19 protein-coding genes are annotated in these 25117 nt (G+C 41.3%); 5 read left to right on the top strand and 14 right to left on the bottom strand.

Annotated elements, in window-relative coordinates; all coding sequences use genetic code 11:
• Positions 1–130 precede the first annotated feature (130 nt).
• The 3 genes from V6668_RS31115 (at position 131) to V6668_RS31105 (ending at position 3955) form a co-directional block, all read left to right on the top strand.
• Positions 131–1927, top strand: a complete 1797-nt coding sequence (locus V6668_RS31115) for a matrixin family metalloprotease (protein WP_338709029.1) — start codon at positions 131–133, stop codon at positions 1925–1927.
• Between the two features lie 413 nt (positions 1928–2340).
• Positions 2341–2514, top strand: coding sequence for a histidine phosphatase family protein (locus V6668_RS31110; RefSeq protein WP_338709181.1), 174 nt, complete (start codon positions 2341–2343; stop codon positions 2512–2514).
• A 28-nt stretch (positions 2515–2542) separates the two neighbouring features.
• Positions 2543–3955 carry a hypothetical protein gene (locus V6668_RS31105; protein WP_338709028.1) on the top strand — a complete coding sequence of 471 codons (1413 nt, stop codon included), beginning with the start codon at positions 2543–2545 and terminating at the stop codon, positions 3953–3955.
• A 1609-nt stretch (positions 3956–5564) separates the two neighbouring features.
• Here the strand turns inward: V6668_RS31105 and V6668_RS31100 are convergent.
• The 10 genes from V6668_RS31100 to V6668_RS32280 all read right to left on the bottom strand — a co-directional run bounded on the left by V6668_RS31100 (position 5565) and on the right by V6668_RS32280 (position 15792).
• Positions 5565–6413 carry a Tat pathway signal protein gene (locus tag V6668_RS31100; protein ID WP_338709027.1) on the bottom strand — a complete coding sequence of 283 codons (849 nt, stop codon included), beginning with the start codon at positions 6411–6413 and terminating at the stop codon, positions 5565–5567.
• Between the two features lie 210 nt (positions 6414–6623).
• A complete protein-coding gene (locus tag V6668_RS31095) occupies positions 6624–7589 on the bottom strand; it encodes a S8 family serine peptidase (protein ID WP_338709026.1) in 966 nt (321 codons plus the stop codon).
• A gap of 817 nt (positions 7590–8406) precedes the next feature.
• On the bottom strand, positions 8407–8616 hold the full coding sequence (locus V6668_RS31090; protein ID WP_338709025.1) for a hypothetical protein: 210 nt from the start codon (positions 8614–8616) through the stop codon (positions 8407–8409).
• Positions 8616–10712 carry a CAP domain-containing protein gene (locus tag V6668_RS31085; protein ID WP_338709024.1) on the bottom strand — a complete coding sequence of 699 codons (2097 nt, stop codon included), beginning with the start codon at positions 10710–10712 and terminating at the stop codon, positions 8616–8618. Before V6668_RS31085 ends, V6668_RS31090 begins: the two co-directional genes overlap by 1 nt.
• Positions 10713–10902: 190 nt before the next feature.
• Entirely contained in the window at positions 10903–11115 is a 213-nt protein-coding gene (locus V6668_RS32285) for a DUF4145 domain-containing protein (RefSeq protein WP_133120474.1), read from the bottom strand.
• Between the two features lie 355 nt (positions 11116–11470).
• Positions 11471–11680, bottom strand: coding sequence for a restriction endonuclease (locus V6668_RS31080; protein WP_422395297.1), 210 nt, complete (start codon positions 11678–11680; stop codon positions 11471–11473).
• Positions 11652–11816, bottom strand: a complete 165-nt coding sequence (locus V6668_RS31075; RefSeq protein WP_279303104.1) for a restriction endonuclease — start codon at positions 11814–11816, stop codon at positions 11652–11654. The genes V6668_RS31080 and V6668_RS31075 overlap by 29 nt, the downstream gene beginning before the upstream one ends.
• Positions 11817–12795: 979 nt before the next feature.
• Entirely contained in the window at positions 12796–13788 is a 993-nt protein-coding gene (locus V6668_RS31070) for a WG repeat-containing protein (protein ID WP_091037221.1), read from the bottom strand.
• Positions 13789–14667: 879 nt separating this feature from the next.
• Positions 14668–15285: a hypothetical protein gene (locus tag V6668_RS31065; RefSeq protein ID WP_100529025.1), complete on the bottom strand. Its 618-nt coding sequence runs from the start codon at positions 15283–15285 to the stop codon at positions 14668–14670.
• Positions 15286–15540: 255 nt separating this feature from the next.
• Positions 15541–15792 carry a DUF7669 domain-containing protein gene (locus V6668_RS32280; RefSeq protein WP_100529026.1) on the bottom strand — a complete coding sequence of 84 codons (252 nt, stop codon included), beginning with the start codon at positions 15790–15792 and terminating at the stop codon, positions 15541–15543.
• A gap of 155 nt (positions 15793–15947) precedes the next feature.
• On the opposite strand from V6668_RS32280, the gene V6668_RS31060 reads away from it, so the two are divergent.
• Both V6668_RS31060 and V6668_RS31055 read left to right on the top strand, forming a co-directional pair.
• Positions 15948–16916 (top strand): hypothetical protein, encoded by a 969-nt coding sequence (locus V6668_RS31060; RefSeq protein WP_338709022.1) that lies wholly within the window; start codon positions 15948–15950, stop codon positions 16914–16916.
• Complete coding sequence (locus tag V6668_RS31055; protein ID WP_338709021.1) at positions 16909–17043, top strand: hypothetical protein; 135 nt, start codon at positions 16909–16911, stop codon at positions 17041–17043. The genes V6668_RS31060 and V6668_RS31055 overlap by 8 nt, the downstream gene beginning before the upstream one ends.
• 852 nt (positions 17044–17895) lie before the next feature.
• Here V6668_RS31055 and V6668_RS31050 read toward each other — a convergent pair.
• The 4 genes from V6668_RS31050 to V6668_RS31035 all read right to left on the bottom strand — a co-directional run bounded on the left by V6668_RS31050 (position 17896) and on the right by V6668_RS31035 (position 24653).
• Complete coding sequence (locus tag V6668_RS31050; protein WP_338709020.1) at positions 17896–18087, bottom strand: hypothetical protein; 192 nt, start codon at positions 18085–18087, stop codon at positions 17896–17898.
• A 242-nt stretch (positions 18088–18329) separates the two neighbouring features.
• Positions 18330–18632, bottom strand: a complete 303-nt coding sequence (locus V6668_RS31045) for an immunity 53 family protein (RefSeq protein WP_338709019.1) — start codon at positions 18630–18632, stop codon at positions 18330–18332.
• 340 nt (positions 18633–18972) lie between these two features.
• Positions 18973–19704, bottom strand: coding sequence for a hypothetical protein (locus V6668_RS31040; protein ID WP_338709018.1), 732 nt, complete (start codon positions 19702–19704; stop codon positions 18973–18975).
• 17 nt (positions 19705–19721) lie between these two features.
• The gene (locus V6668_RS31035; RefSeq protein ID WP_338709179.1) at positions 19722–24653 is read right to left on the bottom strand and encodes a DNRLRE domain-containing protein; all 4932 of its coding nucleotides are present in this window, start codon (positions 24651–24653) and stop codon (positions 19722–19724) included.
• Positions 24654–25117 lie beyond the last annotated feature (464 nt).

Below are 25117 nucleotides of genomic sequence, written 5' to 3'. Positions count from 1 at the left end.
TGGTTCTACATTTCTTACGACACTCCTTTTGGAATGACATAAGTACTGGAATAAAGTTCCTGCCGAGCAATAAGTTTGACTGGACATACTTTTATAATGTTAAACAATACTACCCAGAGGAGAGAAATCATTGCCAAAAGCTGACCTTGAAAGAATCGTAAATCTCCGTATGGTCAAGGAACTGCCGGAACTCAAGCTAGGGGAACAGCACCCGGATTTTATGCAGGTCCAGATTTACTTGAAGCGCTTCGGATACTTCCACGAGGATGCACTAGAGACGGGCGAACTAGATGAAGGTACTTCTCGTGCGCTAGCGCGCTTTCAGCAACGCTATTCGATCGGAAAACCGGGGGTCTTTGACGAGGCGACCCGCGACTTCATGAGTCAAGACCGCTGCGGACAGCCGGATACGCAAGACCCGTTGGCCTTCGCTACCGTTTGCCCGTGGGGGCGCCGCAATCTGACCTTCGCGTTTGGCCCCCTCTCCGGGCAAGTTTCGAATCAAGTTGCGCAGAACGCTGTTCGACGGGCATTTGCCACTTGGAGTGCTGCTGGGGTTGGCTTCACTTTCGCCGAGGTCGGAGTCAATCAGAACCCTGACATCCAGATCGAGTGGCGGCGGGCGGCTGATCCAGACCACAGCATGGTTGGTGGGATTTTAGCACATGCGGACTTCCCACCGGGCTGTTCCATCATCGTCAACAATCTGCCACTGCCTGTTCACTTCGATGACCAAGAGCACACCTGGATGGACGGAGCCGCGGTCAATGCATTTGACATCGAAACGGTCGCGCTACACGAGATCGGCCATATTCTGGGTCTTGGCCACACCAACGTCTCAGGTTCAGTGATGTTCCCAACGATCAGCGACAACTTCACGTTGCGCAACCTGCAACCCGACGACTTGACGGGTATTCAGGTGCTCTATCCGACCACACAGATCCGCTCGCAAACGGCGGCGAGGAACGCCGATGGCCGGCTCGAAGTTTTCGGCATCGGGATGAACAACGCACTCTGGAACATCTGGCAGACCGCACCCAGCTCCGGTCCCTGGAGCAACTGGAACTCGCTTGGCGGAGGGGTCAAGCAAATTTCAGCCGCGCTCAACCAAGATGGACGTCTGGAAGTCTTCGCTATTGGGATAGATGACGCGCTCTGGAACATCTGGCAGACCGCACCTAGCGTGGGTCCGTGGAGTGAGTGGAACCGTCTGGGCGGAGGAGTCAAGCAGATTGCGGCGTCGTGCAACAGCGATGGACGCCTAGAAGTCTTCGCTATCGGGATGGACAACGGGTTGTGGAACATCTGGCAGACAAGACCTAGCACCGGTCCTTGGAGCAACTGGAACTCGCTTGGCGGCGGGGTTAAGCAGATCGTCCCCGCACTCAATCAGGATGGACGCCTGGAAGTCTTCGCTATCGGGATGGACAACGCGCTCTGGAACATCTGGCAAACCGTGCCCAGCTCTGGTCCTTGGAGCAACTGGAACTCGCTTGGCGGCGGGGTCAAGCAGATCGCCTCAACCCTGAACCGAGATGGGCGGTTGGAGCTCTTCGCTATTGGGATGGATGACGCACTCTGGAACATCTGGCAGACTGCGCCAAGCTCGGGCCCTTGGAGCGGGTGGAGCAGCTTGGCCGGCGGAGTCAAGCAAATCACCGCTGCTTGCAACAGTGACGGACGCCTGGAAGTGTTCGGAATAGGTACGGACGACGCACTCTGGAACATCTGGCAGACTGCGCCAAGCTCGGGCCCTTGGAGCGGGTGGAACCGCCTGGGTGGGGTGGGCAAAAATATTTCAGTGGTTCTGAACCAGGATGGCCGTCTGGAAGCCTTCGGTATCGGGATGAACGACACGTTGTGGAACATCTGGCAAACTGCGCCGGCTAGCGGTCCCTGGAGCGGATGGGGCGAACTGCCGCATTAACCGGTCTTCTTTATATCAACAGGTTCGGTCGAAGTCCAAAGTCTCGATAATCTGAAGCTCTGGCGAAGAATTCAAATGGATGTTGGTCGACAAAAAAAGAGGTTGACGGTGTTTAGAGAAGGATAAACAAGTATTCAATTCTCAAAATATGTAATATTATATGTTTTTAAATTTTTGTTATTATGACCCTGTATTGGTAAGTGCCGTAATGTACGATCTATTGTTGTACCAATGAAGAAAGATTCCGTGACCGTTTAAGCCGCTGCTACTACGAAAGGCAGGATGTAACTCATGAATCATCACACTACATTTTACGTGGCTCGTCATGGTATAGCAACCAGCAATTTACGTAATGTCCCTTGACCGAATCAGGGCACGAACAGGCCCGACAGCTTGCGGAATTTTTGTCTCGGATGGAGGACCTGCACCTAGATCGTCTGATTTCCAGTCCTTATCTGCGGGCCTGGCAGACTGCGGAAACCATAGCGGACAGATTGAAGCTGAAGCTTGAACCGAACGAAGAGCGTTTAAGAGAACGAGAAATAAGCGAAAGTTCCGGTAGAATTCCGGATAAATCTCGTGATTGAATCAATAAAACTCTGGAGGTATGAACCTATGCAAAGAATACACGAAAGAAGCCGAATCGTTTCAGTAGCCACGCCTGACATCTCCAATATGACAACATGCATCGAAAATGTGAAAAAAGCGATTCTGTCGAATCAAAATGGGCTAGTGGACCCCACAAATTATCATCAATTGCGGGGAAGACTGGAGGCGGTCAATAATACGCTACCAGCCTTATATCGGGAAACGGTTGTCATCCCTTTCATTAAGACGCTGGATGAACTTGGCGAACGGGGGTTCATCGACATTTTGATCCGTGACCCGCAAAAGAACAGTATCGCTAGACTTATGCTCGATATCGCTCAAAGCATTCTCCAAAACGGAGAAGGCTATTACGAGTTGGCCACTGATGCCTTTCAGGAGGTTGTCAGCGATCTTTACGACGGTTTTCTGAGTGCGGGAGACAGGATTGGAGTAAAACAGCCAGATCTTAGCATTATTCCGGCTCTAGTTAAATGGGGAGAGCCAGAGAGCGGTCCATACACTTGGCCGATTGACGCAGCATCCGTATTCAAACTAAAAGCAGCAATTGTTAGCCTGCCTCCTGCTCATGCGACAACCGGACTCCTGGCCTGGTCCAGCATTCCTCATGAAGTATGTGGACATGACATTCTGCATGCCGACGTGGGTCTGCTTAAAGAGCTGGCAAATGTTGTAAGGGCTAGGTTGATCGGCGAAAACATCGGGCAAGGCCTGCCTGATTACTGGGCTTCAAGAATTGATGAAACCGCATCCGATGTACTTGGTGTTCTCAACCTCGGCCCTGCGGCCGCCATTGGTTTGATCGGCTATTTCCGGGGAATTAACGCAGCGTATACAGGAAGTGCGAAGTTGCGCAATCAAGGATCTGCTTCTGACCCTCATGCGGCAGATATTTTGCGCGGCTATTTGGGAGCATACGCCACCGCCCTGCTCAATTTCGACCAGGCTGGTGCATGGGCAGAAATTATTGAATCGGAAACCGACAAGGATTTATCGATCATCGAGCTTGAAAATAACGTCATTGATGTCGAAATTGCGAAGCAATCCGCCAGAATTGTGGCCTCCGCCATTATGCAAACCAAACTGAGTAGTCTTGAAAATCACAGCCTGGATGAAATTCAAAACTGGAACAACAACGATGAGAACATTTCCGCATTTTTACGCACTTTGCTGCAAACAACAGGCTCGCTTGCTGTAGATTACCGTTCCGGCTTTTATGCAGCACATGTCGTGGCGGCCGCCGTAACCGAAGGACTATCCAGGGAAGCAGATTTGCAAATTATTTTTGACCGGATGCTCTCACTACTCAAGGTGATGCACGATACGAACCCTACTTGGGGACCTCTGGCAGTCCATCATCGCGGTGATATTACGCGCCACTTGCTCTATCACCCAACCGCTCAAATCCCGATTCTTCTATAGCATTCTATAACAATTCCCGTCCTAATTGTCGCGTAGGATACTCTATTACTGATATCCCACAAAACAGGAAGAATAGAGCTCAGCATAACCTCACACTAATAATTTGACTGCTTCAAATGTATTACGACCACTCCGTGTGCAAAGCACAAAAGCCGGATTTTTGCGTTTATCAATCTCTTAACGTACATTTTCCGCGTTCAGTTGGCTGTCCCTGACTCTACCAGGGTACAGCCAACATTTCGGTTTTATACACTAAGGCTATATCGTTTAGTTTAAATGACCGCTAAAGGTGAACCCTTTTTCTCAATCCATCCATTTATACTTGCTCCTCTCTTAACTCCAAATCATTGTATCTAGCCTCAATCAAGTAAAATAACAGAGCCTTTTCCCTAAGTTTCAAATCCATCTTACGTGTCTCCTTATAAAATATAGTTCTACTAAGACAAGTTTTGGATCTTTCTGAAGTACAAATACCTCATCTTCTTTGCATAATTACACAAACAAGTCCCTTTACTCTTCATATATATTCTGAGTCGGCGTTGCAAGCTGCATTCCCTTCTCTCTTTGTATAATGCCCCTCGTCCTTTCTCTTTTCTATCACTGAATGAACCTCAAAGTTAAACTCCGTATAACACATCGTAACGCTTTCTAGCTGAAGTGACAGACTAATTAAAGTTAAATTGACCAAAAGCAGCCGATTACTTTGATCGGCTGCCTTCTTAGTTTCGTTAAGCTATAGTTTCCTGTTAGTTTCATTTGAATCCTCATACATATGTAACTATTTTCTTCATTTTTATGATTCCACTAAGTTACTTTACTATTTATTCAAAAATAACCGTTTAATCCATACTCTACCCCGTAGATTACAACCTGTAATCACAACAAAACCAGACAACCCTGCCAACACCTCGCTTTGGATAGCCTTGATTTGTGCATGTCGATGTTGGGCCACCACTTCCTTTTTAGTTTGTGTTACGCTTCTCCGTAACTATTAATGAATTTATGGGTAAAAAACCGATTAGATATACGCCTAATCGGCAATCGGTACAAGTTCTTGTCCCACGACACACGTGTCAAGTTAAAAAAACGTTAATCATTATTTGAAAAAGATGAATTCATTACGATAAGCCAAATTTTTTTCCGGACCCTCAACCTTGATCTACCGTTTCAAAAAATCTTGACTGGCGAGTTTTTAAGCTTCTACAATCGAAATATCATCAATGAGCCCTAATTGTAATTCGGGGATTTGCCTCATTCCCAATCCACAACAGGCTCCAATCTACCATCTGCTTGGATCGTCGTGGTTTTAAGTATACTATCGCAACCCCTGGCCCTTGGTAGATTTAAGCGCGAGCGGTTACAGGTAAGACTAACCGGCCTCAGTCTATTGGAATTCAAGACTAAGGCGGCTAGCTCTTTATTATTTGTACTGTCTACTTGAAGGGATGCGGATCAGATTTTTGCCTTAAACAGTTTCTTTTTAAGTTCTAGCGCTTACTCAATAGTGACAGACTTCACTTCATTACGTCTTATCTGGTTCGGTAGTTCAGAAAAACTGATCTATTTGGCAACTCAGTTATATATCGTGCCTATTTTTAACGAGAGGTGCTTACAGGTTGATTGGTTTTGCCGGAAATTCCGGAAGCAGATCATTCTCTCCCAACACACTTACTACCCGGTTAAGATTATCCTGTGCCTCTGAAAGATGATGATGAGCGGGTCCTTCCCATGTTCCGATCCATTCTATATCTAAAACCTCATTTGCGTTTTTCCAATCTTCAATTCTGTTGTCTACCCAACCATGGAGCTTCCAAAATATTGGATTTACATGACTGGAATAAGTATCTCCTAAATAGTCATACTGAGGATTATCCCATCTGGGGTCAATAGCTTCTGGATTCCCAGCAGTCACAGCAGGTCTTTGTTGACCGGGATTCGATGCAAACCGCATATGAAGATCGTTATGAATAGTAAACTCGATTCGAGCTCCCATTTCGCCCAAACTCATATTTCTTAATTGTTCCGGATCTTTAATTTGATTTTCTAACGGCATTAGAACCGTCAAAAAATAGGAATCTGATTTTACTTGATTCAAATCAGAATTCCAAGACGGAGGAACCGGATAATCCTGATCACTAGGCCCAGGGACATCTGTCCACCCTTCAACTTTAAGGTAATCGGGCTGGCCGATTCTTTCAAGTTCCCTGTTAACGGATACGATCATCTGCCGATGCATAAACAAAAAATCTTCACCTGAAGCATTGTTTAAAATAGGATCCCTGTTTTGATCCAGAGCGGGTCGAGGTGGTTCCCACCCCAAGTTTCTTAAACTCTGCTGTGTCGAGCTAGACAGGCGAAGCCAATTGTTTCGCACTGTATGCCAAATATAGTGGTGCATTCGCATGTCGCGACTAGCCATCATTAGGATAATTTCATTTGGTAATTGAGGGACAGCCATTAGTTGATTCTCCTTTATGCGGTATTTACGAACTATGACAGTCTGCGGCTTGCTAGACCATACGTTTTGCTTCATCGATCGCGCGGGATGCACTGACTAGACCAGATCCAGTGGCAAGGTCGGGACCCGGCACAGCCGGATTTTGAGCGGATCGGCCCTCTGTTACGTCTCGAGCTGTTCGCTGCAATATATCTCGTATTTGAAGTTGGTTTAAGTTATACGATTTACTTGCTTTATAAGTGCACAACTGCCTACGATTTGAGGCGCTGCTGCCGAGGTTCCACTGAATGCCGCCCACCCATCGCTTGGAGAAGTTTCGTCGCCGCGAGGATGTATATCTCCGGAAAATTCATTATTAATTTCGTCTCCTGGTTCAACTGGAAGCATAATATATGCTGTTCGTGGAGGCAAACCAACTAATCCACAGATATCCGGGCTTTGACGGTTTGGATATACCCTGCTCTGAAATCCCCTAGCATAAGGTGTTGCTTGCATGGTACCGTCTTCCCGTACAAATACGCCGCCTACTGAAATCACGTCCGGATGCGTGTCAGGGAAAGATAAGTGACCATTGCCTGCAGAAAACAACACTGTAATATCATGTCTCACCGCATTAGCTACAGCAGCTTCAAGCATCTTGTCAATGCTGGATAAAACACTGCCTCTGATATCACTTGCCCAACTACAGGTGATAATGTCAGGATTCATCGCTACAGCAGCATTGAATGCGCCGGCGCTATTGAAGAAGTTCATCTTCACCATAGTGGAATCAACGTTCGGTGCCAACGAGAAAATGTTGACTGACTCGCTAGTAGCATGTCCGCTTTCATCATGCTCAGGATCAGTTACACCAGGTCCGAGCACGACCCGAGTTGAACGGAAAGTATGTTTTTCGAAAAACGGATGTATATAAAACCCGCTATCAGCCATAACCACTTTTATGTCGTGTCCGGTAATTCCGCTCTGATGCACGCCCTCAGCATGCAATAGTTTGACCAGATCTTGAGGAGGCTCCAGATGGTAATAATCTTTCTTCGAAGGAGCGCGGAAGTACTTTCCACCATCATATGTCCATTTGGATTTAAGATGGTGGCTATCCCCCAAGATCTTTTTGTTGTATTGGTTTTGTGAACACATATAGATTGTTCCAAATAAAGTATTAAAATACAGGACCATACTAATCCTATTCGTTCCAGTTGAATGTAAAGTGCTAAAAAACGGAGGGTTTTCTTAGGAAGTTGAATGAATTTTAGTTTTTATATGAGGACGGATTGTTAGTTCAGTAATACGTCTGGTACAGGTATCTCATTCCACTTTCGACCTTTCCCAAACACTTCAATCGTTCCTCTAGTTTTTTTCAAATCTTTTAAATTCAACCTATGAGCTTCCCCAACTCGGAGACCACAGTAGGCCATGAGTAAAATATCGCAATGTTCCTGTTTTTATATCGTCTCTCTATATATTTAAGGCTTTCGGATAGATCCTCTACCTCCAGGTAGATCGGTTTCTTATTTTTTTCAGTTTTAGACTTTTTCATTCGGCAGCCGGATTTTTTGAGGCAAGTTCGAAATCAATCAGAGCCATATAGAATGTTCGGGAGTTCACCTATAATGAGTCTACTTCATACATTAAAATCAATTTAAAATAAAAGTGCGTCAAATTCATGTTTGCCGCTATTATAATAGCACATATATTTCTTAATTATATGAAGTACATACACATAAACTTAAAATTGCAAATTAATTAACAAGCACAGATCAGCACTAAGTACGATATTTGAATATTCTCCTCCCTTGCTCCAAAATCACATTCAGCTTCCTTTTCTTAGCTAAAGTGCTTGATAACGAACTTAATTTATCTAATTCAAATACGATTACAGTTCCGGTGGATACCTCTTAGCGTTGAAGCTAGTCTCTTAATCATACTGTTATCAGTTAATCGCTCAAAAGAGACTCTCTTCTACACTTAGATGTACACCTAATCGGTAATCGGACTATGTTCTTTTCCATTCCGGCAATCGGTACAAGTTCTTGTCCTTGGCTCGGGACACTAACTTGTACCGATAAAATAAAAAAGCCGCTACAATAGCGACTTTGAATGGAGCAATATTCTTGTCCTGCGACACGACACGTTGAAGCGTCCTCACCTGCTCGGACGCTTCTTCGCCTATCGTTCTTAAGTTGTGAACATTTTGTTCGGTCATTATTTCGAAAAATCCGACGCGTTCATTGTGCCTCTTTTGACCCCGATGGCATAAACCACTCCTTGCGTCCTTAGATACACATTTAGTGTAGCATCGCTATACGTACCCGTGGACGAAATGGAGAAGTGACCTGATGAATCAATCTGCACTGGAATTTTCTCCAGCATCTTTCCACTTTGAACGCTATCCTGATGCTGATCGATCTGAATCTCCAATTGCTTGCTCGCCTGATCTATGAATTTCCCTTCCACCAACAACCTGCCGTCTGTGCCGAATTCAACAATCAATGTTTTGCTACCAAGTGCCGGTTTAATATACACTTCCGGAAACAGCTGTTCAGGTAGTTTTTTCTCGGAAGTGCCTGATTTCGGTGCTCCAACCAATTGCTTCATGTTGGACTGCAATTGCATCAAAATCACTGCTGCCTGTGCTCGAGTAACGATATCGTTGGAACCAAACATCTTACTCTGATTGCCTTCAGTTCCGCGCATGTAATTATGAGCCAGCACGTAGTTCACTGCATAGGTAAAATCGAAATTCACACCGTCCATCGACGCGATCAGGCCAGCTGCGCGATAACGGTTAATTGGCTTATCCCGGAATTCGCTTTTGCCCGGACCTGAGCTGAACAGTAGCAGATTGCGGGCCTTGGCCACGTTGTATGCGCCTTCCGCCCAGTGCTTCTTTTTCTTGGAAGCATACGATTCGTCATCAATTTTGTAGGTGCGTAGCAGCATGATAAGGAACTGAGCTTCACTCACGGAATCTTCTGGCCGGAATTTTCCTTTTGCGTCCGCTCCAGCGATGCCTGAACGAAGCGCCCACTCTATCGCTGCTTGGTCGGCACGTCCTGCGATATCATTGACCTTGGCCGGATCAGTTGATGGGTAGCTCTTGCTCTTGAGGCGCTCGAATACTCGTACCGGTACTGTTCCCTTCACCTCACCGGAGCTGAGCGTTACCTTGTAACTGCCAGGCTTAACTGCTTCGAGCATGCCATCCGGCGAAACTTTCAGACCCGCAGGGGAACTGCTGGAGTATGCGATCGCCGTTTTTGGAGTTGCGAATGTCCCGTCGTCGTAAGAGGCCACGATCTGCATCGGCATCTTACTTCCTGAATTCAACACCAATTCGTCGTATTGAGCAGATAAACCCTTCATCGTGTTTCCTTTCCCTGTCGTGAACGACCAAGTTTTGCTTCGTCGCTGCGACTCCTTATACAGCGTATAATCAAACTTCACCGTATAGACGCTGTAGCCGTCCAGCACATCCTTGGGATACAAGAACACCGTATTGCCATGCAGTTCACTGTAGTACGGAACATCTTGTCCTTGAGAATCCAAAATGCTGGCTTCAAACGAATCGATGGCGAAGCCTGCTGAAGCGGAGATGATGCCACCCGAGTGTTCAACACCGAAGCGGACAAGAGGATTCGGCCTCTCGAATCCGTAGAAACCAACGTCCGCTTCTTTCATTCCGTCATACGGATATACTCTCGCTTCCGTACTATCCTTCTGTAACTTCATGAAGGCTGGGTTCATGACAGCAGTACCATTCTGTAATCCAATGCCGACCGATGTGTACTGCTCATCCAATATAATCTGGCGATGATAAGCGGTGCTTAGCCAGGCATCGACCGCTTGACGTGTTGTTGCCATATTAAAAGACATGACTTCAGCTATCGATTTATTTGGCCATCCAGCTGCCTTTCCCCGGTCTCCTGCTGTCACTCCCGTAAACCCTGGGGTACCCGGTCCCTCCTCATGGGCCGTTCTTCCTTTGAACTGAGTTGTATTGTAATATGTCGCGTGTGCTTGAGACGCCTGAGACAATCTCGCATCAAGCTCCAAGGGGCCTACGCCTACCTTCGCCCGAATCTCATTCAGATAAGCCAATCCGTCGAGTTGATCCTGTGTGAATCCTCCTTGGGAGACCATCGTAGCCGATGCCGCCGATGCGTGATCCACTGGATAAGCCGGCACGATGACAGTTAGGGCAAAGGTTGCAGCGAGCATATATATACCCCACCCACGTCCCTTTTTCCGGGTATTCCCTTGATTTTGCATGTCTTTCTTGCTGCGTTCGCTTGATTTCATATTCGTTTATCCTCTCTGCATCCCTTATTTACGAATTTTACTAGTATGTTTGGGACGCGTTCGCATCCAATTTCCTATAAACGATTATTCAAAAATTTAATTTTCACTTGTCCTGATTATGTAAAGCATGAATCAAGAAATCTATCTCTGAACATATATTCTTCAAAACATCATAAGGAGGCAATCCAAGTTACGTTTGAAAAGATGGGTGAGCGTTCATATTTCTAATATTTCTTAGCTTGTGATATCTAGACTGCTTTTCTTGATCAATCATATTTCTCTTTGACATCCTGTCTATCATAGACGAGAGCTGCAAACGAGTGGTTCCAGTGTAATTTGATCCGCATATCTTTTCATGAATATGGGAAATCGTTGCCTCAAAAGCTTTAAATGCTTGATCCATTGATAGTGTTATCAATCGACTCTATTAGAGATGTCTCCGTAATTTTTTGATATTCACCTGTCAGAGGATCTCTGTAACCGAAAAAATTAAAAGGTTCATCTGCATTCTAATAGTTCTCACTTGTAATTCGTTTCATTTACCTACCCCACTATTCTAATAGTTTACTTGCTTTAGATTCCGTATAATAATTATATCGGCACTTCATCACTAATGGCTTAAAATCAATGAAATCGAATTATTAGGAGAGTGGATATACTTTGACGGTACAACCTCAGACTTTTCTCGCCATTTCTCATAGCCATCAAGTATCCTTCTGGGTTCCGCTTCAATTATATTATGAGTTGCAAAGGTATCATCAGAGAGCCTCTATAATGCTAGACTTGTCCGTAAGATCAATTAATTTTACGTAATTTACACCAGCCAGCGTTTCGCATGAATCTGTGAATCTGGTTGTTGCGATGACAACCGCTTTTTTAGCCTTATAGTATCTCATACAAGAGAAAACTTCTTGAACAGCAATAATGCCTACCGGATTTCTACCGAATATCTTTGGCTTGAATGACATTTTCAACTCCAACTGGATCAGTAAAAACGATATCAACTCCAAAGTCACGACTACCTATAGTCTTATAGACACCAGAATAGCCTAGTTCGATTAATAATCTGTATAAGTACAACTCAAAACCGGAGCCGTTTTCCATTCTATCAATATCAGCTAATGTAATATCTCTTAGTTCGTAGTCCTCCTTATCAAATACAACGATCTTTTGTTTTCTCGACTAGATGAGAAGTAATATAGACAACACAAAAACTTAAGCAATAATCAGCAGAAAAATAATATACTCCATTAGACCTACACCCCTTCTAATTCCCAGTACAATAATACCATATATTTCAAGGTTGTAGATAGAATTTGTGATCACAGTATTATGCAAATCAAGATTTTGAATTCATGCAACAAGCTATAAGCCAAGGTCTAAAACGGATGATCCGGCTAAATCGTTATCTTCAAGCAGCAGAGGGGACTCTTAAAGAAGGCTCAGCGCGATGAAGATGTCTTCAAATTGGCGAAGAAAACCTCTCATCGCCGGAAGCTTCACGTTTCATCTAAATCAGTATCATGTATAATCTCAAACGAAGTCGTGGATTGATGAAGAAATTCGGTTTGGTCTGTCCTCATCTGAAACTCAAACCATACAAACGAGTGGCTAAGGCGACTCAGGAGCATCGAATTTAACCCATCCTTTTTATAGAGGGACTTCAACAAAAGAATCCCTGGTCTCGCTCTTCTGACAGATATCATCTATTTACCTTATGGCCACTCCAAGATGGCCTATTTGTCCTTCAACAATATGGAAGCAAGCATTCCAGGGATTGGGGATAAGATTCGCATTGAGTAAAATTAGTAAACGTTTCATAGAGGTTACTTTTCTTCTCTCTTGTTTAACTTCTGTTTGAGTATCATGATTTAGTATGTAAGCATTAGCTCAATAAGGGTAAGGTTACAGTTAAAGTGGTGGTAGAGTATCTATATTCCAGTGAAGTCAGTGTTGGGGCATCATCGAACTGAGATGCGGGCACATAAAAGATCTCGGCTATTAAATAATAAGAAAAACTTTTTGTTCTGTAAAACATGAAGTCCATCTCAAATGAGATGGACTTCATTGTTCATACTAGTTTTTATTCATCATATTCCCACTTCAGAATGTCTTTAGCCTCCTTGATCACTTTTCCTTTTTTGTTGATGTAATAGGCCTTTCCATTCTTATAAACGATAGCTTGTCCATTACTGAAGCTCGTTACACTACTGTAAATCGCGGGGATGACCATTTTACCTTTTTTGTCGATGAAGCCGACTTTTCCGTTGTGTAGAGTTACAGGAGCTAACCCTTCCGAATAAAAAAAGATACGAGCATACTTAGGCTTCACAACAACTTTTCCTTTTTCATTGATGAAACCCCAGTTTTTTCCGATTCTTACTCCAACCAATCCTTCATGAAAACCAGTATCATCAATTTCGTCAAACTGCGGCTTAATTAAGTAGGCTCCTTTTTTATTGATAAATCCATACTTTCCATTGATGCTGACTGGGGCTGCCCCTTTAGCGTTAAATGGTTTGGCTGTCTGAAATTTAGCCGGAATGATGATTTTTCTGTTTTTATCAACATAGCCGTATGTCCCTTGGCTACTCTGGTAAACATAAAGCTTTTGATTGTGAGGATCATCATTAAAGATTTTTAGAATACTAGGTTCTTCAGATTCAACGATAAATTCGATGATAAAATCGTTCCATACATAACCACCGATTTCATATACCGAGAGTTCTAGCAGGTATTTCCCAGGTTTCACCTTTGGGGCGAATTTGACGGTATACGAAAACGCGCCACCTTCGCCCGGAAGCAATTTTAGTATTGCTGGCGAGCTTGTGACCGAAACCATGTTTCCTCCAGCGTGACCCCAACCGGACAAATAAACTTGGGGTTTTAGATACATCGTTTCGTTGGTGTTATTGGTATAATGGGAGGGAATATTGAGTTTCTTCGCTTCGCCAGGTTTTAATTTAATCGTTTGGATCGCTTTTTGGCTTGCGGAAACTTGAGTAGGAATGCAAAGTACAGATAATAGAATGGTAACAATAGAAAGCAGTAATGCTAATCTCAATTTCTTTTTCACGCTGAAACCTCCAGTTGATTTTTCATTAAACTCTGATATATGTAAACTTCTAACTTATAAATGAGCAATCCACTTCTAGCAAACAGTAAAATCAAAAAGATAGCTGCAAGTAGCAATCCCTTATTGATAATGGCTAGTTATATACCTAATCAGGGCCAGAAGAGAAAACATGACGTCATATAAAGGTAACACACCTAAAAGTACGCCATTTTCCAACTATTTATTTTTAGAATAACCTGCTCTACTTCTTTATCCAAATGGTTATGGCGAAGTCTTATATTGTTGCTTGGACGATCAAAAGATTCTTGGGAGAAGTGGTTGGTTGGGCAGACATCTGACTTCCGTTGACCATTTTTGGTAGAAGGCAGATGAGATAAACGCGCCCCAGTCCTTCCTTTCCTTTCATTTCAATAAATTTAATGGTACATCGCCTTCCGCCAGGCTTACATACTGATTGACTAAGACCATTTGCAAACTTTGCATAAGAACCCAATTTAGTGTTTATTTACTTAGATTCACTTTCTACCTCCCCTCTAGGTAATTTTTAACATGAAACAATCTTTAATTATATTTTACTTATTCAAAATTATCAATTTAAAATTCACTATTAAAATAATTAATCTCCTTTATATCTACGTAACATGACATTCAACATATACATTGTTATAAGCATATTTAGAATGTGAAATACCTGCTTTAATATTATTGTTTCAACTACAGCAACTTGGAACTTTCCCGGCGCCACTTCATATGTAATGGCTAGGAGGTCCTCCCTCCCCAATTAAATCATAAACCTGGGCGAATTAATCCAAGCGATGAATTGTGGAAAGTCGCTGCGGTTTGAACGGTTCAAGTCTGATCATGCCCATCCTGTTCTTCTCAATAGTCTCGACCCCTGATATGTTCTTGTGTATCTCGAAGCGTTTTCGCAAGCAATTGGTCTCTAGGTACGTATGTGTCAACTAGCTCATCATAGCCCTCGGGAAGCGGGCATTCTCTATTAACGTACTTCTTATTTGTCATGAATAAACCTTTACCAAAGTGAGTGTCAATAATTCCAGCAGAGTAATCTACAAAGACTCGTTCACCGCAATATTTACATTTTGAGAATGTAGTAGTTTTTTTATATGGTGCGCAGTATGTAGCAGAACATTTGCAAGCAATTTTGAATGTAACCCTAGGTATGGGTAATGAAATATCCGTTTCAAGTAAGTTACTTTTATCATGATTCAATTCTGTTTCTGTAATATCCTCTTTAGTTTGGGAACTGTTAAGGGTATCAAGTTCAATTTGCTGTTCGGATTGTTCGAGTTTAAAATCAGCTACCAGAGTTGCATTTAATCCGAAAATATCTTTACCAACGGAGGTTATAAATCGAGTCTCGTTGTTATAACACGTAATCCACTCTTCAGATTGCTCTTTAGAAAGCTCAACCTTACCCTTAACACCACTATTTAGTGTGTAAACCATTATATTAAGCCTATTATCTTCTTTCATCCAATAGCTCCCTTCCCTTTTTTTATTTGGTTATTGTTTCTCTAATGTTCCTCTTTCGTATGCTTCATATCCCTAACTGTAGTTAAATAAATTCACTATAGATTTCAGTATAGTATGAATTTTAATCGATTGATTATCGCCTATCCCCCACCTACGAGGTTTAGGATTCCCGATTCTTTGTTTTATGCTGAAGGATTATATTCAGTTACCTATCCCTCCCCTATCGCCTCTTACATCCTAACAAGCAGATATATATTACAGATTGAGTATTTTGTAGTGACCTGGTTGTACCTGCTCATAGTTTTCATAAGAAGATTTGTGATGATGTGCAGTGTTAGAGCAGCACCTAGAAGTAATGTGGGTTCTAATGGTGGATTCAGCGAAAAGTGTGTTCGCCCTCTTCATATAATCTATCACTTCCTTAGGTGTAAAGAGGAGAATCCCTTTAGCTGAAACAATTGCTATAGTATCCCTCAAAATCTCTTCTCTACAATTTACCCCTCCCATCGGATTATCTCCATTAACGATTTCTTTTATCTTAACATGACTTATCTTTCAGAAGAATATAAGTTGTGTATCATCTATGCTCTTATTTCCCCATTCAAATCCTTTGTTTTTATTAATTAGACAGACTATTATGAGGAAACGAGGTGAGACTATTGTTGAAGAAGGAACTAAAAGCCCAAGCTAAATCACGCGGCATTGAACTTAATGATAAAAAGATTGAACGCTACGTTGGATATGGACTACTTATAGGCAACAAAACAAGTGAAGGAAATGCGAGCCGTACCGGTGTGGTGAAACTGTTTGATGAGCGATCCATAGATGCTATATGTTTAATAAACGAACTGAATGAAAACAAGAATATTAGACGTCAGCAGGATTACATCTATGTTTTGTTCTGGCGAGGATACCCGGTTGATCTGGAGAAGCTACGAATAAGATTATTAGAGTATCAAACAAAGTTGATACAGTGGTTCGAGGATAGATCAGAGTATACTTACGATCAAAGCGAATTTATGGACATGATTCTTTCGGAGAATGTAGGTAAGCTACCTAGGAAAGTTGGAAGACCTTCTAAACAGTTCTTAGCTAGGGAAAACGTAGAATTTCAAGAAACTGCAGATGCACTGTTTAAAACAGGGAAATTATTTAGGGAGTTACTGAATGGAACGATTACTCAAGGAGTATTTCGTGAATTCATTCAAAGTAAGAGTACACTATCAGATGAACCCCATGAAGAATTACTACTTCAACATGTTAACCGCTGGATTAAAGAGAATGCTTGGATGAACGCTATTAAGACGTCGAATGTTCAGGACTACAAGGATTGCTATGAATTAATTGCTTTATTAAAAGAGTATTGGTTGGTAATAAAACAACAGTATGGAGACATTTATAGCATTCCAGGAGTTGGAGATATCCTAAATATACTTGAAGAACATTTTCATATATCAAAGCTAGCTGATCAACCTTTCATTTATAGATTTGTAATTCTAATCTTCATTAGTGGTGGATTTAGCCGCAAACTAACAGAGTTTTTATCCCTACCTTCAGTCTATCAAGGGTGGAAGTCTATAGTGTCTGATTTAGGTTCCACTTCTGGAGAGGAGGTGAGAATCAATGGATAACATCGGTATAGCACTGGGTGGAGGTAAAGCCTTTTCAATCCCCACTGGGTTTGTCCTACTAATCATTGCGCTTGCAATATTTGGTATGTACAAATTTGGACTTCAATTTAAAGAAGAATTGGCTTAATTAAATAACAAAAGGACTAATCTAATATATGATTAGTTCTTTTGCTATTCGGCTTTAATATGTTAAAACCTTAATAAACTACCACGGATTAACCTGTTAATCCGAACTTTAAAGAGCTACAAATCACAGATACAACAGTTTTGGCAGTTAATTCAAAGGCTAATATGTGAGCTACCCCGTCATCAGCTGGTTAATTGCTGCTTATGCTTTTATCCCTAGACATTTATTCCAGTAGTCATCCTGCAAGTAGACGGCGGTCGTGCATATATCTCTGTCCACTTTTCACTGCACTCTAGCAGCTTAACAAAATAATAGTAAACTGCATTTAGATCGAAGATGTGGAAAATCAACTTGTACCGAATAAAAATAAAAAGCCGCTAAAGAATTAGCGACTTCAATGGGAATATGTTTTAGTCCCTAGACAGCATTTTTTTAATTACCTATTGTAATTCATATCATAAAGGGATGAATAAGGATTGATTTTGAATAATGTCACAATACTCTCTTTATATCTACCGTCTTATTTTTGTCGAGCAGTAATTGTAACTGAACTATTCTTTGGCTCTTACTTAGGAGAGAGTTTATTTGAGATAGCTCATTAATAAAATTTTTCGTCTTATTAACTACCTCTGTGATAAACTTCTCCCTATTGACTTGGATGTCTCTCCATTCGGGATAAACTCGATTTGCTAAAGGATTGGTAATGAGATATTCACTAATGAGGCAGTCAGACTGAACCACACTCACTAGTAAGTCATTATCAGCATAAGTAAACTTATTATAGGATTCCGTATCCTTTATCGCTACATACTTAGTATCATCTATTAACAGACATACTTCTAATAAATTGGATTACCAAGTTGAGATAATTTCAAAACCTTCTTCACCCTCGCCCAGTTCCCTATTATGGTTATAACCATAATCAGCGGAATGCAGGTTTAGTTGAAAGAAACCTTCAATTCCCCCTTCCTTTTCAATTTGCTCTAGGTTCATCGTTTTCCAGTAACTCTCATCAATAATAATACGGTAATTTATCTCAAACAATTTTGACTACCTCCCGAAATCACCCAGAGTTAACTTAGGTTGGCCAAACGCAGTATCAAATTTCCCATCTTTGAATAGTCTCGCTCTTATCAGAGTAACTATAATAGCCATCCTCTCTTTCAAATATTAAGGAATACCAAAACACCTAGAAAAGATTAGTCCTAGATATATCTCAATAAAGGATAAAAAAGTCCTTAAAAGGCATTTAATAAATCAAGGTCTCTTCCTCAGGCACTACATAATTAACTTCTCTCTACACTCGAAACCCAATTTTTAAAGCAGTCGAGTACTTCTTCCAAATTTGTTGCTCCACCTGCACCGTGAAACACTCTATCCCTCACAATACAGTAGAACCAATCTTCTTCATTTCTCTCTTCTTCGATCATATCAAACGGAACATCCTCTAAAAAAGTATCTGTCAAATCGATTTTGACAGACCAACCGGGATTATCCACAGTATCAATTTTAACACCGTATGAATGCTCCCAATCACCATTACAGTTTTCAAGATACCAGTTTTGAAGCCATTTTAATGTGTTCATCATCTCTACCTCTTCTGCGGAATTTCATCTTTTCCTGCCGGTCTAACTCCCTCAGGATTGATTTATCTTTAACACGAGGTGTTGGTACATCTTGTTTTGTTAAATTGTTTATATGTCCCTTTCCTTTTCCATCAAGTGGGCATGGTTATCTGTATTTCTGCTCTATATAGCCGAAACCCAATCCTTAAAAAGCTAAACGACCATTCCCCGGTGGAATGCCGAGAAACGGTCGCAGTTTAAATTCCGTGTTTTTTGTCTACTTGACAGGGTTATTACCATAAATAGCGACATTCACTGAACTAATTATATTGTTCTTATACAATTTTTTCTAACGACAATATAATTAGTGTTCTATGGCTACCAAATACTTTTCATTTCCTTTTTTATTGATCAAAGCAACTTCAAAATCAGATTCCCATTTAAGTTCGCCTAAATGCTTAGCATAAGCAAATTCATCTGGTTGTTCTGATATGACCTTTTCTAAAAGCACTTGCGTACCATCTCGTTGTAGAATAGATATGAATATATCCATGCTTTCTACATTATGATGGCATATAACTTTAGCATTGTACTTCTTATTAGGACTCTTTACTGTTTTTTTCCAAGTCCATTCATTTACATAACCTAACTCTTCTATTTGTAATGCTATTTCTCTAAATGGATCAATCTTCCAACCATTACGTAGAGCAAGTTTCTCGATCCCGTCCATTAGTAGTCGAAGCGTAACCTTTTTTTTCTCCAACTCATTTTTTGCACGAAAGTCATTCAAATTAAATTGGATTGGTGCCGAACACACACCTGAATCATTAACAATTCTTTCGTCCGAAATGTTTTCTACACATTCTATTAGGACTTTCCAACAATCTTTCGTTTTATATTTCCCAAATAAACGTTCAAACATCGCTGTAATACAGCGAGTTTCCAATCTAAATGAACGTCTTTTCCATTTCCAATTCAATTCATAATCTAATTTAGTTGCTTCGTTGTACTCACATTTTTGTGTTTTCATTATAGATTCAATGCTTTCATCATTCGCAATATATGGTAAGTCTAAGTCAAATTCTTTTAAAAACATCTGAATCTCTCCTAACTTTATTCCCATGGGCGTGGTCTTTGATGTTTACTCATTGAATTTCCCTTGTCCCATAGTTTTTGAGCATTCTTTTTTTCCCATTCGAGGGCTTGTTGTCTGTTACGCAATTTAGATTTAACTACTCTTGCTTCATACTTATTAGTACCAGCATTTTTATTCCATTTGTTGACTTGGCTGTTTGCTCGTGGAGAAGTCCCATTTTTATTTAACTTTTGTCCACTAATCCCTGTTTTCACAACATCTCTTGTTGATTTCTCTGATATTTCATATCCATGTTGTGTTTTTTTACTTGCTTTACTATTACCATGAGTTGCTTTTTTTATCGCTTTTCCCGCAGCCTTTTTAGCAGTCTTCTTAACAGCAGCTTTGACTACTTTTTTAACGACTACCTTTACAACAAAGACGATAACAAATATTATAAATGGATTATTTCCATCATCATCCACAAATGCAACTGGATTATTTAATCCATAACTATATCCATTCCGATTCAACGGATTATCCAGATCCATATCTTGTTCTGAATCCAGAGAAATAAAGGAACCTAGTTGCGGATTGTAATTTCTGGTCATCAGATAATATAAGCCAGTTTCTGTATTGTATCTATAACTAGCATAACGGTATGGATTTTCATCCGCAAGCGAGCCACTCTGATTTAAAATATTCCCCCATGCATCATATTCATACTGAGCCACTTCGTTACCAGTTTGATCCGTTAAACTAACGACATCCCCATGACCGTTTAAGTGGTAATAATAGGTATGCCCATCTTTAGTCATTGCTACCGGACTTCCACTATCATCCCACGTATACTCTCGAAGTGTTTTGTTATTTCCATCCGTTTCATAGATGACTTCATCGCCATCGTAGAAGAAATTCACTGTTCCGGACTGACCAGTGGACTGAATACGTCTTCCATTCTCATCATAACTGTATTTTTGTATTCTCTGTCCAGCTTGATCTTGCACTTCAATTAATTGATCCAGTGCATCATATATATACGTTTGTTTCCCATCGTTTAATAGATTTCCATTATTGTCATACTGATAAGCTTGCCCATTAACAGAAGTTAATTGATTGGCGTTATTGTGTTCGTATACAGTGGTTTGCTCTTGCCCATTGGTGACAACTACTTTTTGTGTCCGATTACCTACATCGTCATAGCGGTATTTAATTGTCGTACCATCGGGTAGAGTTTCTTGTTCGAGTTGGTTAAGCGCATCGTACTCATACGCTGTATCACCTAATTCTGAATGAATTGTCTTTACATTCTCATTAGAGTCATACGTGTATTCGTACTCGCGCAGTACACTTCCTGTGCTGGAGTAATCACCGTAAGTGCGTAACTGTTCCCCCGTATCGTAGTCAGCCTTGGTTACAATTCCGTTTGCCCGATCGGCTTGTTCCATTGCAGCCATATCACTGTACTGATAAGAAATGAGGTTTTGATTATCCTTGCTAATGCTTTTGACTTGATCTAACTCGGTGTAATCATAACTTACAGTGGACGAATGTGCACCGGTTGCATATGAAAGTTCCTGAAGTCCACTATTCGCATTATAGATATAAGACTTTTGATGTCCTCTATCTACCTCTGTTTCAGGTAACCCATCAGGCTTATACGTAAAGGAACGAGCACCATTGTTTACATTGACCAGTAATCCATTTTCATCATATTCATAAGACCATTTTTGTTGCCCATCTATACTTATAGTTTTGAGTTGATCCAAAGCCGTGAATGTTGAAGAGATTGTGTTCCCATTAGGAGTCGTGGTCTCCATTAGGTTGCCATTTGAATCATATTTGTTATCTGTCACCTTGCCAATGGCATCTGTCTTTTTCATTAACTGATTTTGACCATTGTATTCATACTGAACTACAGCCTGTTTTGGATTAATCGTTTTAGTCAAGTTTCCGGCTGTATCATACTCATACGTTGTCTCTTTTTGCTTGGGATCAATTACTGATTTCAGGCGATTTAACTTATCATAATGGTAATCAGTACGATTGTTATTTCCGTCGGTATTTGCGGTCATATTCCCAACCGCATCTGTTGTTACTGTTGTTGTGTTCCCTGCTGCATCAATTACCGATTTGATATCGTTACCTTTATCATCGTAGCTGTACGTTTCTATTGATTGGTCCGGATACGTCGTCTTTTTTAAGTTTCCATAGGCGTCATATTCATAACGCGTAACTTTTTGCTTGGCATCCACGATGGTTGCCAAATCACCAGCTGCGGTATACGAGTAATTGGTAACATTTTGTCTAGGATCAATTTCTTTGAGAACATGATTCAGGTCATTGTACTCATAAGTTGTAACATTTCCAACCTCATCGATTTGAGTTAGAACATTACCTTTACTATCATATGTCTGCTCAGCAACAGTTCCATCTGGATTGGTTACTTTCTTGACATTATAGTTTGCATCTAGGACAAACTGAGTGATTTCACCCTTGGCATCTTGGATTTTCTCCGCCACAAAGTTAGCGTTCAGCGTATAGTTTGTCGTATGGCCGTTTGCATTTGTTACGTCTGCTGTACGTGCAGTGGTGTCATATTTGTACTGGGTTGCCGGCCGGTCACTTGCATCTGTAACCGAAACGGTTGAAGGTTCCTGCACCTTAACCAAGTACTCTTGATCATAGGTATACGTGGTTAATCGGTTATTCGGGTCAAAAATGGTTTTAATGTAATTTCCACCATAACTAAACTGTGTTCGGCTATAAGTGCCATCCTCACTATACTGATCTACAGTAACTAACTTTCCATTCTGATACGTATAATCCGTTTTACGCCCTTCTAGCATGGCATAATCAACTAACCCATCTGAAGTATATTCAAATGCAATGGTACGTCCTGATGGGTCCTCTATACCCGTTAGTGCTCCGTCCCCATTCCGTTTATACGTAATTCGGTTTCCATGCATATCTTGTTCATAACTGAGTTTGGCTTGAGTGATGCTTACCTGATCATCGTTAGAAACCGTATCGAAATGCATCAAGTATCCATGTTTGTCCGTTAAGTCATAACCCGTCGTGGCCCCGGAGCTACTTTTCACCTTTTTTAGTGTCAGATATTCGCCCGCTGAAGGCGTATACGTATTGTTTGATGCGTTATATTTGAATTCATAAGCAGATCCAGTGTGGTCTGTAAACAATACGTCTCCGGTTTTGTAAGCATCTACGATGGTTTCACCACCCGTATAATACCATCCGTAGCCAAACGGTGAAGACTCGCTAGATTTTGAATTATATGTCCGCATGAAGTCTACGGAGGTATCTCCTCTACCTGTTAAGGAATAATCATTAAACTGGATGATATTGTTCCCCGTGCCCAAATTGGTATAACTAGTTCCGTTAGCTATCGGGTGACTATCATATGTCCAATAATCTTTTAGACCAAGGCGGCTAGCAGAGGTGTATGTCACGCTTAAAAGCGGGGTGTAGTCCGGATTGGCCGTGTCATCACCGGATATAAACTTCTTGTAGCTGTTAGTTGTTTCTGAATTGCTTTTCAACATAAAACCTTTGTTTGTTGTAGGGTCATTTATCCACTTTTCTAACATATTCGCAGGCAAAGACCACTTATAATTTGCTGCAAGTGAGGTTAATGGACCTACTGCAGTTGTAGCCACCTGCGAAGCATTGAAATCTCCACCCTGTTTACTCCACAAGTTTGTAGCATCTGCATACATCCAAGATGCAGAATATTCCGTCCAAGCTTTATTTACACTATTTAGTGTGATATCTACATTGGTATTATTTGAAACGGACGCTAACCAGAGGTTCAAGTCAGCCGTTAATACTTTTGCCCCCTGTGGGATGGTCGATGTATCAAACTGAATGAGAGAACGGATGACATTAGAGCTAGTAGCGTCTTTATATAGACCAACACCTAGTGTCGTATCGGTTGCTCCGGTTTGTTTGGGGAAAGCACTACGTATATTGGTATCCGCTAAGCGGTATGTCGGTTGAAATTTAACAATGGTCGGATCGATGGTGACTGGGTATACACGTGACGCATCATTAAGCCATGCGATACTTGGGATCACGTCAATGTATAGCTGTCCCTTCTTCTCTTTCAATTCATAGTGAATATCGTAGGAAAGAGATTCTTCAGGGTAAGCATTGACTCCCTCTACCTGCTGATAACCTTCGGGTATAAAAGAGTCATACATTAACGGTTTATCGATGATATATTCAGTATCGCCAGTAGATGGGTTAATCAAGGAAACGGAGCCATCCTGTTCCTGGCGATAATCCAGATTACCTAGAGTTAAGGAAAAGGAGTACATTACTGACTTTTTGCCTGTCGGCTTTTTGCTGAGTTTAAGCTCTTCTTTGAGTCTATCGTTTCCCAGGGTATAAATTAAATCAGTATCGGGATAAAGCCCCTTATACGTCATTACATTATTCTTAACAATCCCTGCCGGCTTTGTGCTAGAGATGCTTTGCGTAGTTGTTACTGTATTTGTTTCCGATATGGGGTTTAGTCCAATGCGGAATTTATCCTCTTTGATCTCTATCAAATTATCAGAAACAGAATGCTTCTTGTTCATTTCTACTTTGAATTCATGATCGTTATTGTAAGCCGTTTGACTCGTCGTGTTTAAACGGTTATCAATCGGCTTCCACTCTTGATTTGAGGGATCTTGATAGTGAATGGGAGTTTCAGAAATTTGAGTTGTGTACGTTCCATTCTCATTTGCGAATGTCTTCGATTTTTCACTTCGGAGCGAAGCAATCTCTTTTGGGGTGTTGTTGGACGACAAGTTAGAATCGTCTGAAGTGTTGCTTTCTTGAAGTGTTGATCTTTCGGCTGAGGGGCTCCCCCAAGCAGTGGTATTATTTAGCGATGATGTAGAAATCAAGGAGCCAGCAATAATTAAGCTGATCACCTTATTCCAAAATTTGTATTTCTTTCTCATGTTGTATCCCCTTGTCTATATTTTCACAGCAAGAAGAGTTATACCATATCATTGGAATATTTTCTAAATGAAAAACTTTCCAATGTTAACCTTTCCTCCATATATTTATTATATTCTGGGCCATACACCTCTCTAACCTAAGGTTGGCGAAATAAATTAAAAGCAACTAGATACATTCCCTAATTGGGGATAAGAACATGTTTTTATTCCAAATGCCTCTGTCCTAATTCTCTTGCTCGTTAAGCAACCTCTGTATTATCAATTCGCTCTGGATTGGAATTTTTTTCAGCCCTATCATATCTCTATTTCTCGTATGCTTCTCAGTAGCTTCTTGTTAAATATAATCAAACACAGGCGTTACCTTTTAAAATAGGTACTCATTAAACTGAAAATTTGTTCTTTATAAAAGACTAGGGAAGATTTTTAAAGTCTTGTTTATACCCCTGGCACAAAAGACCAAAGCA

The sequence above is a fragment of the Paenibacillus amylolyticus genome (genome assembly GCF_036894225.1).
GTDB classification, from domain to species: domain Bacteria; phylum Bacillota; class Bacilli; order Paenibacillales; family Paenibacillaceae; genus Paenibacillus; species Paenibacillus amylolyticus.
The sequence above is the reverse complement of the archived record's forward strand: the minus strand, read 5'-3'. Positions and strand labels throughout refer to the sequence as shown.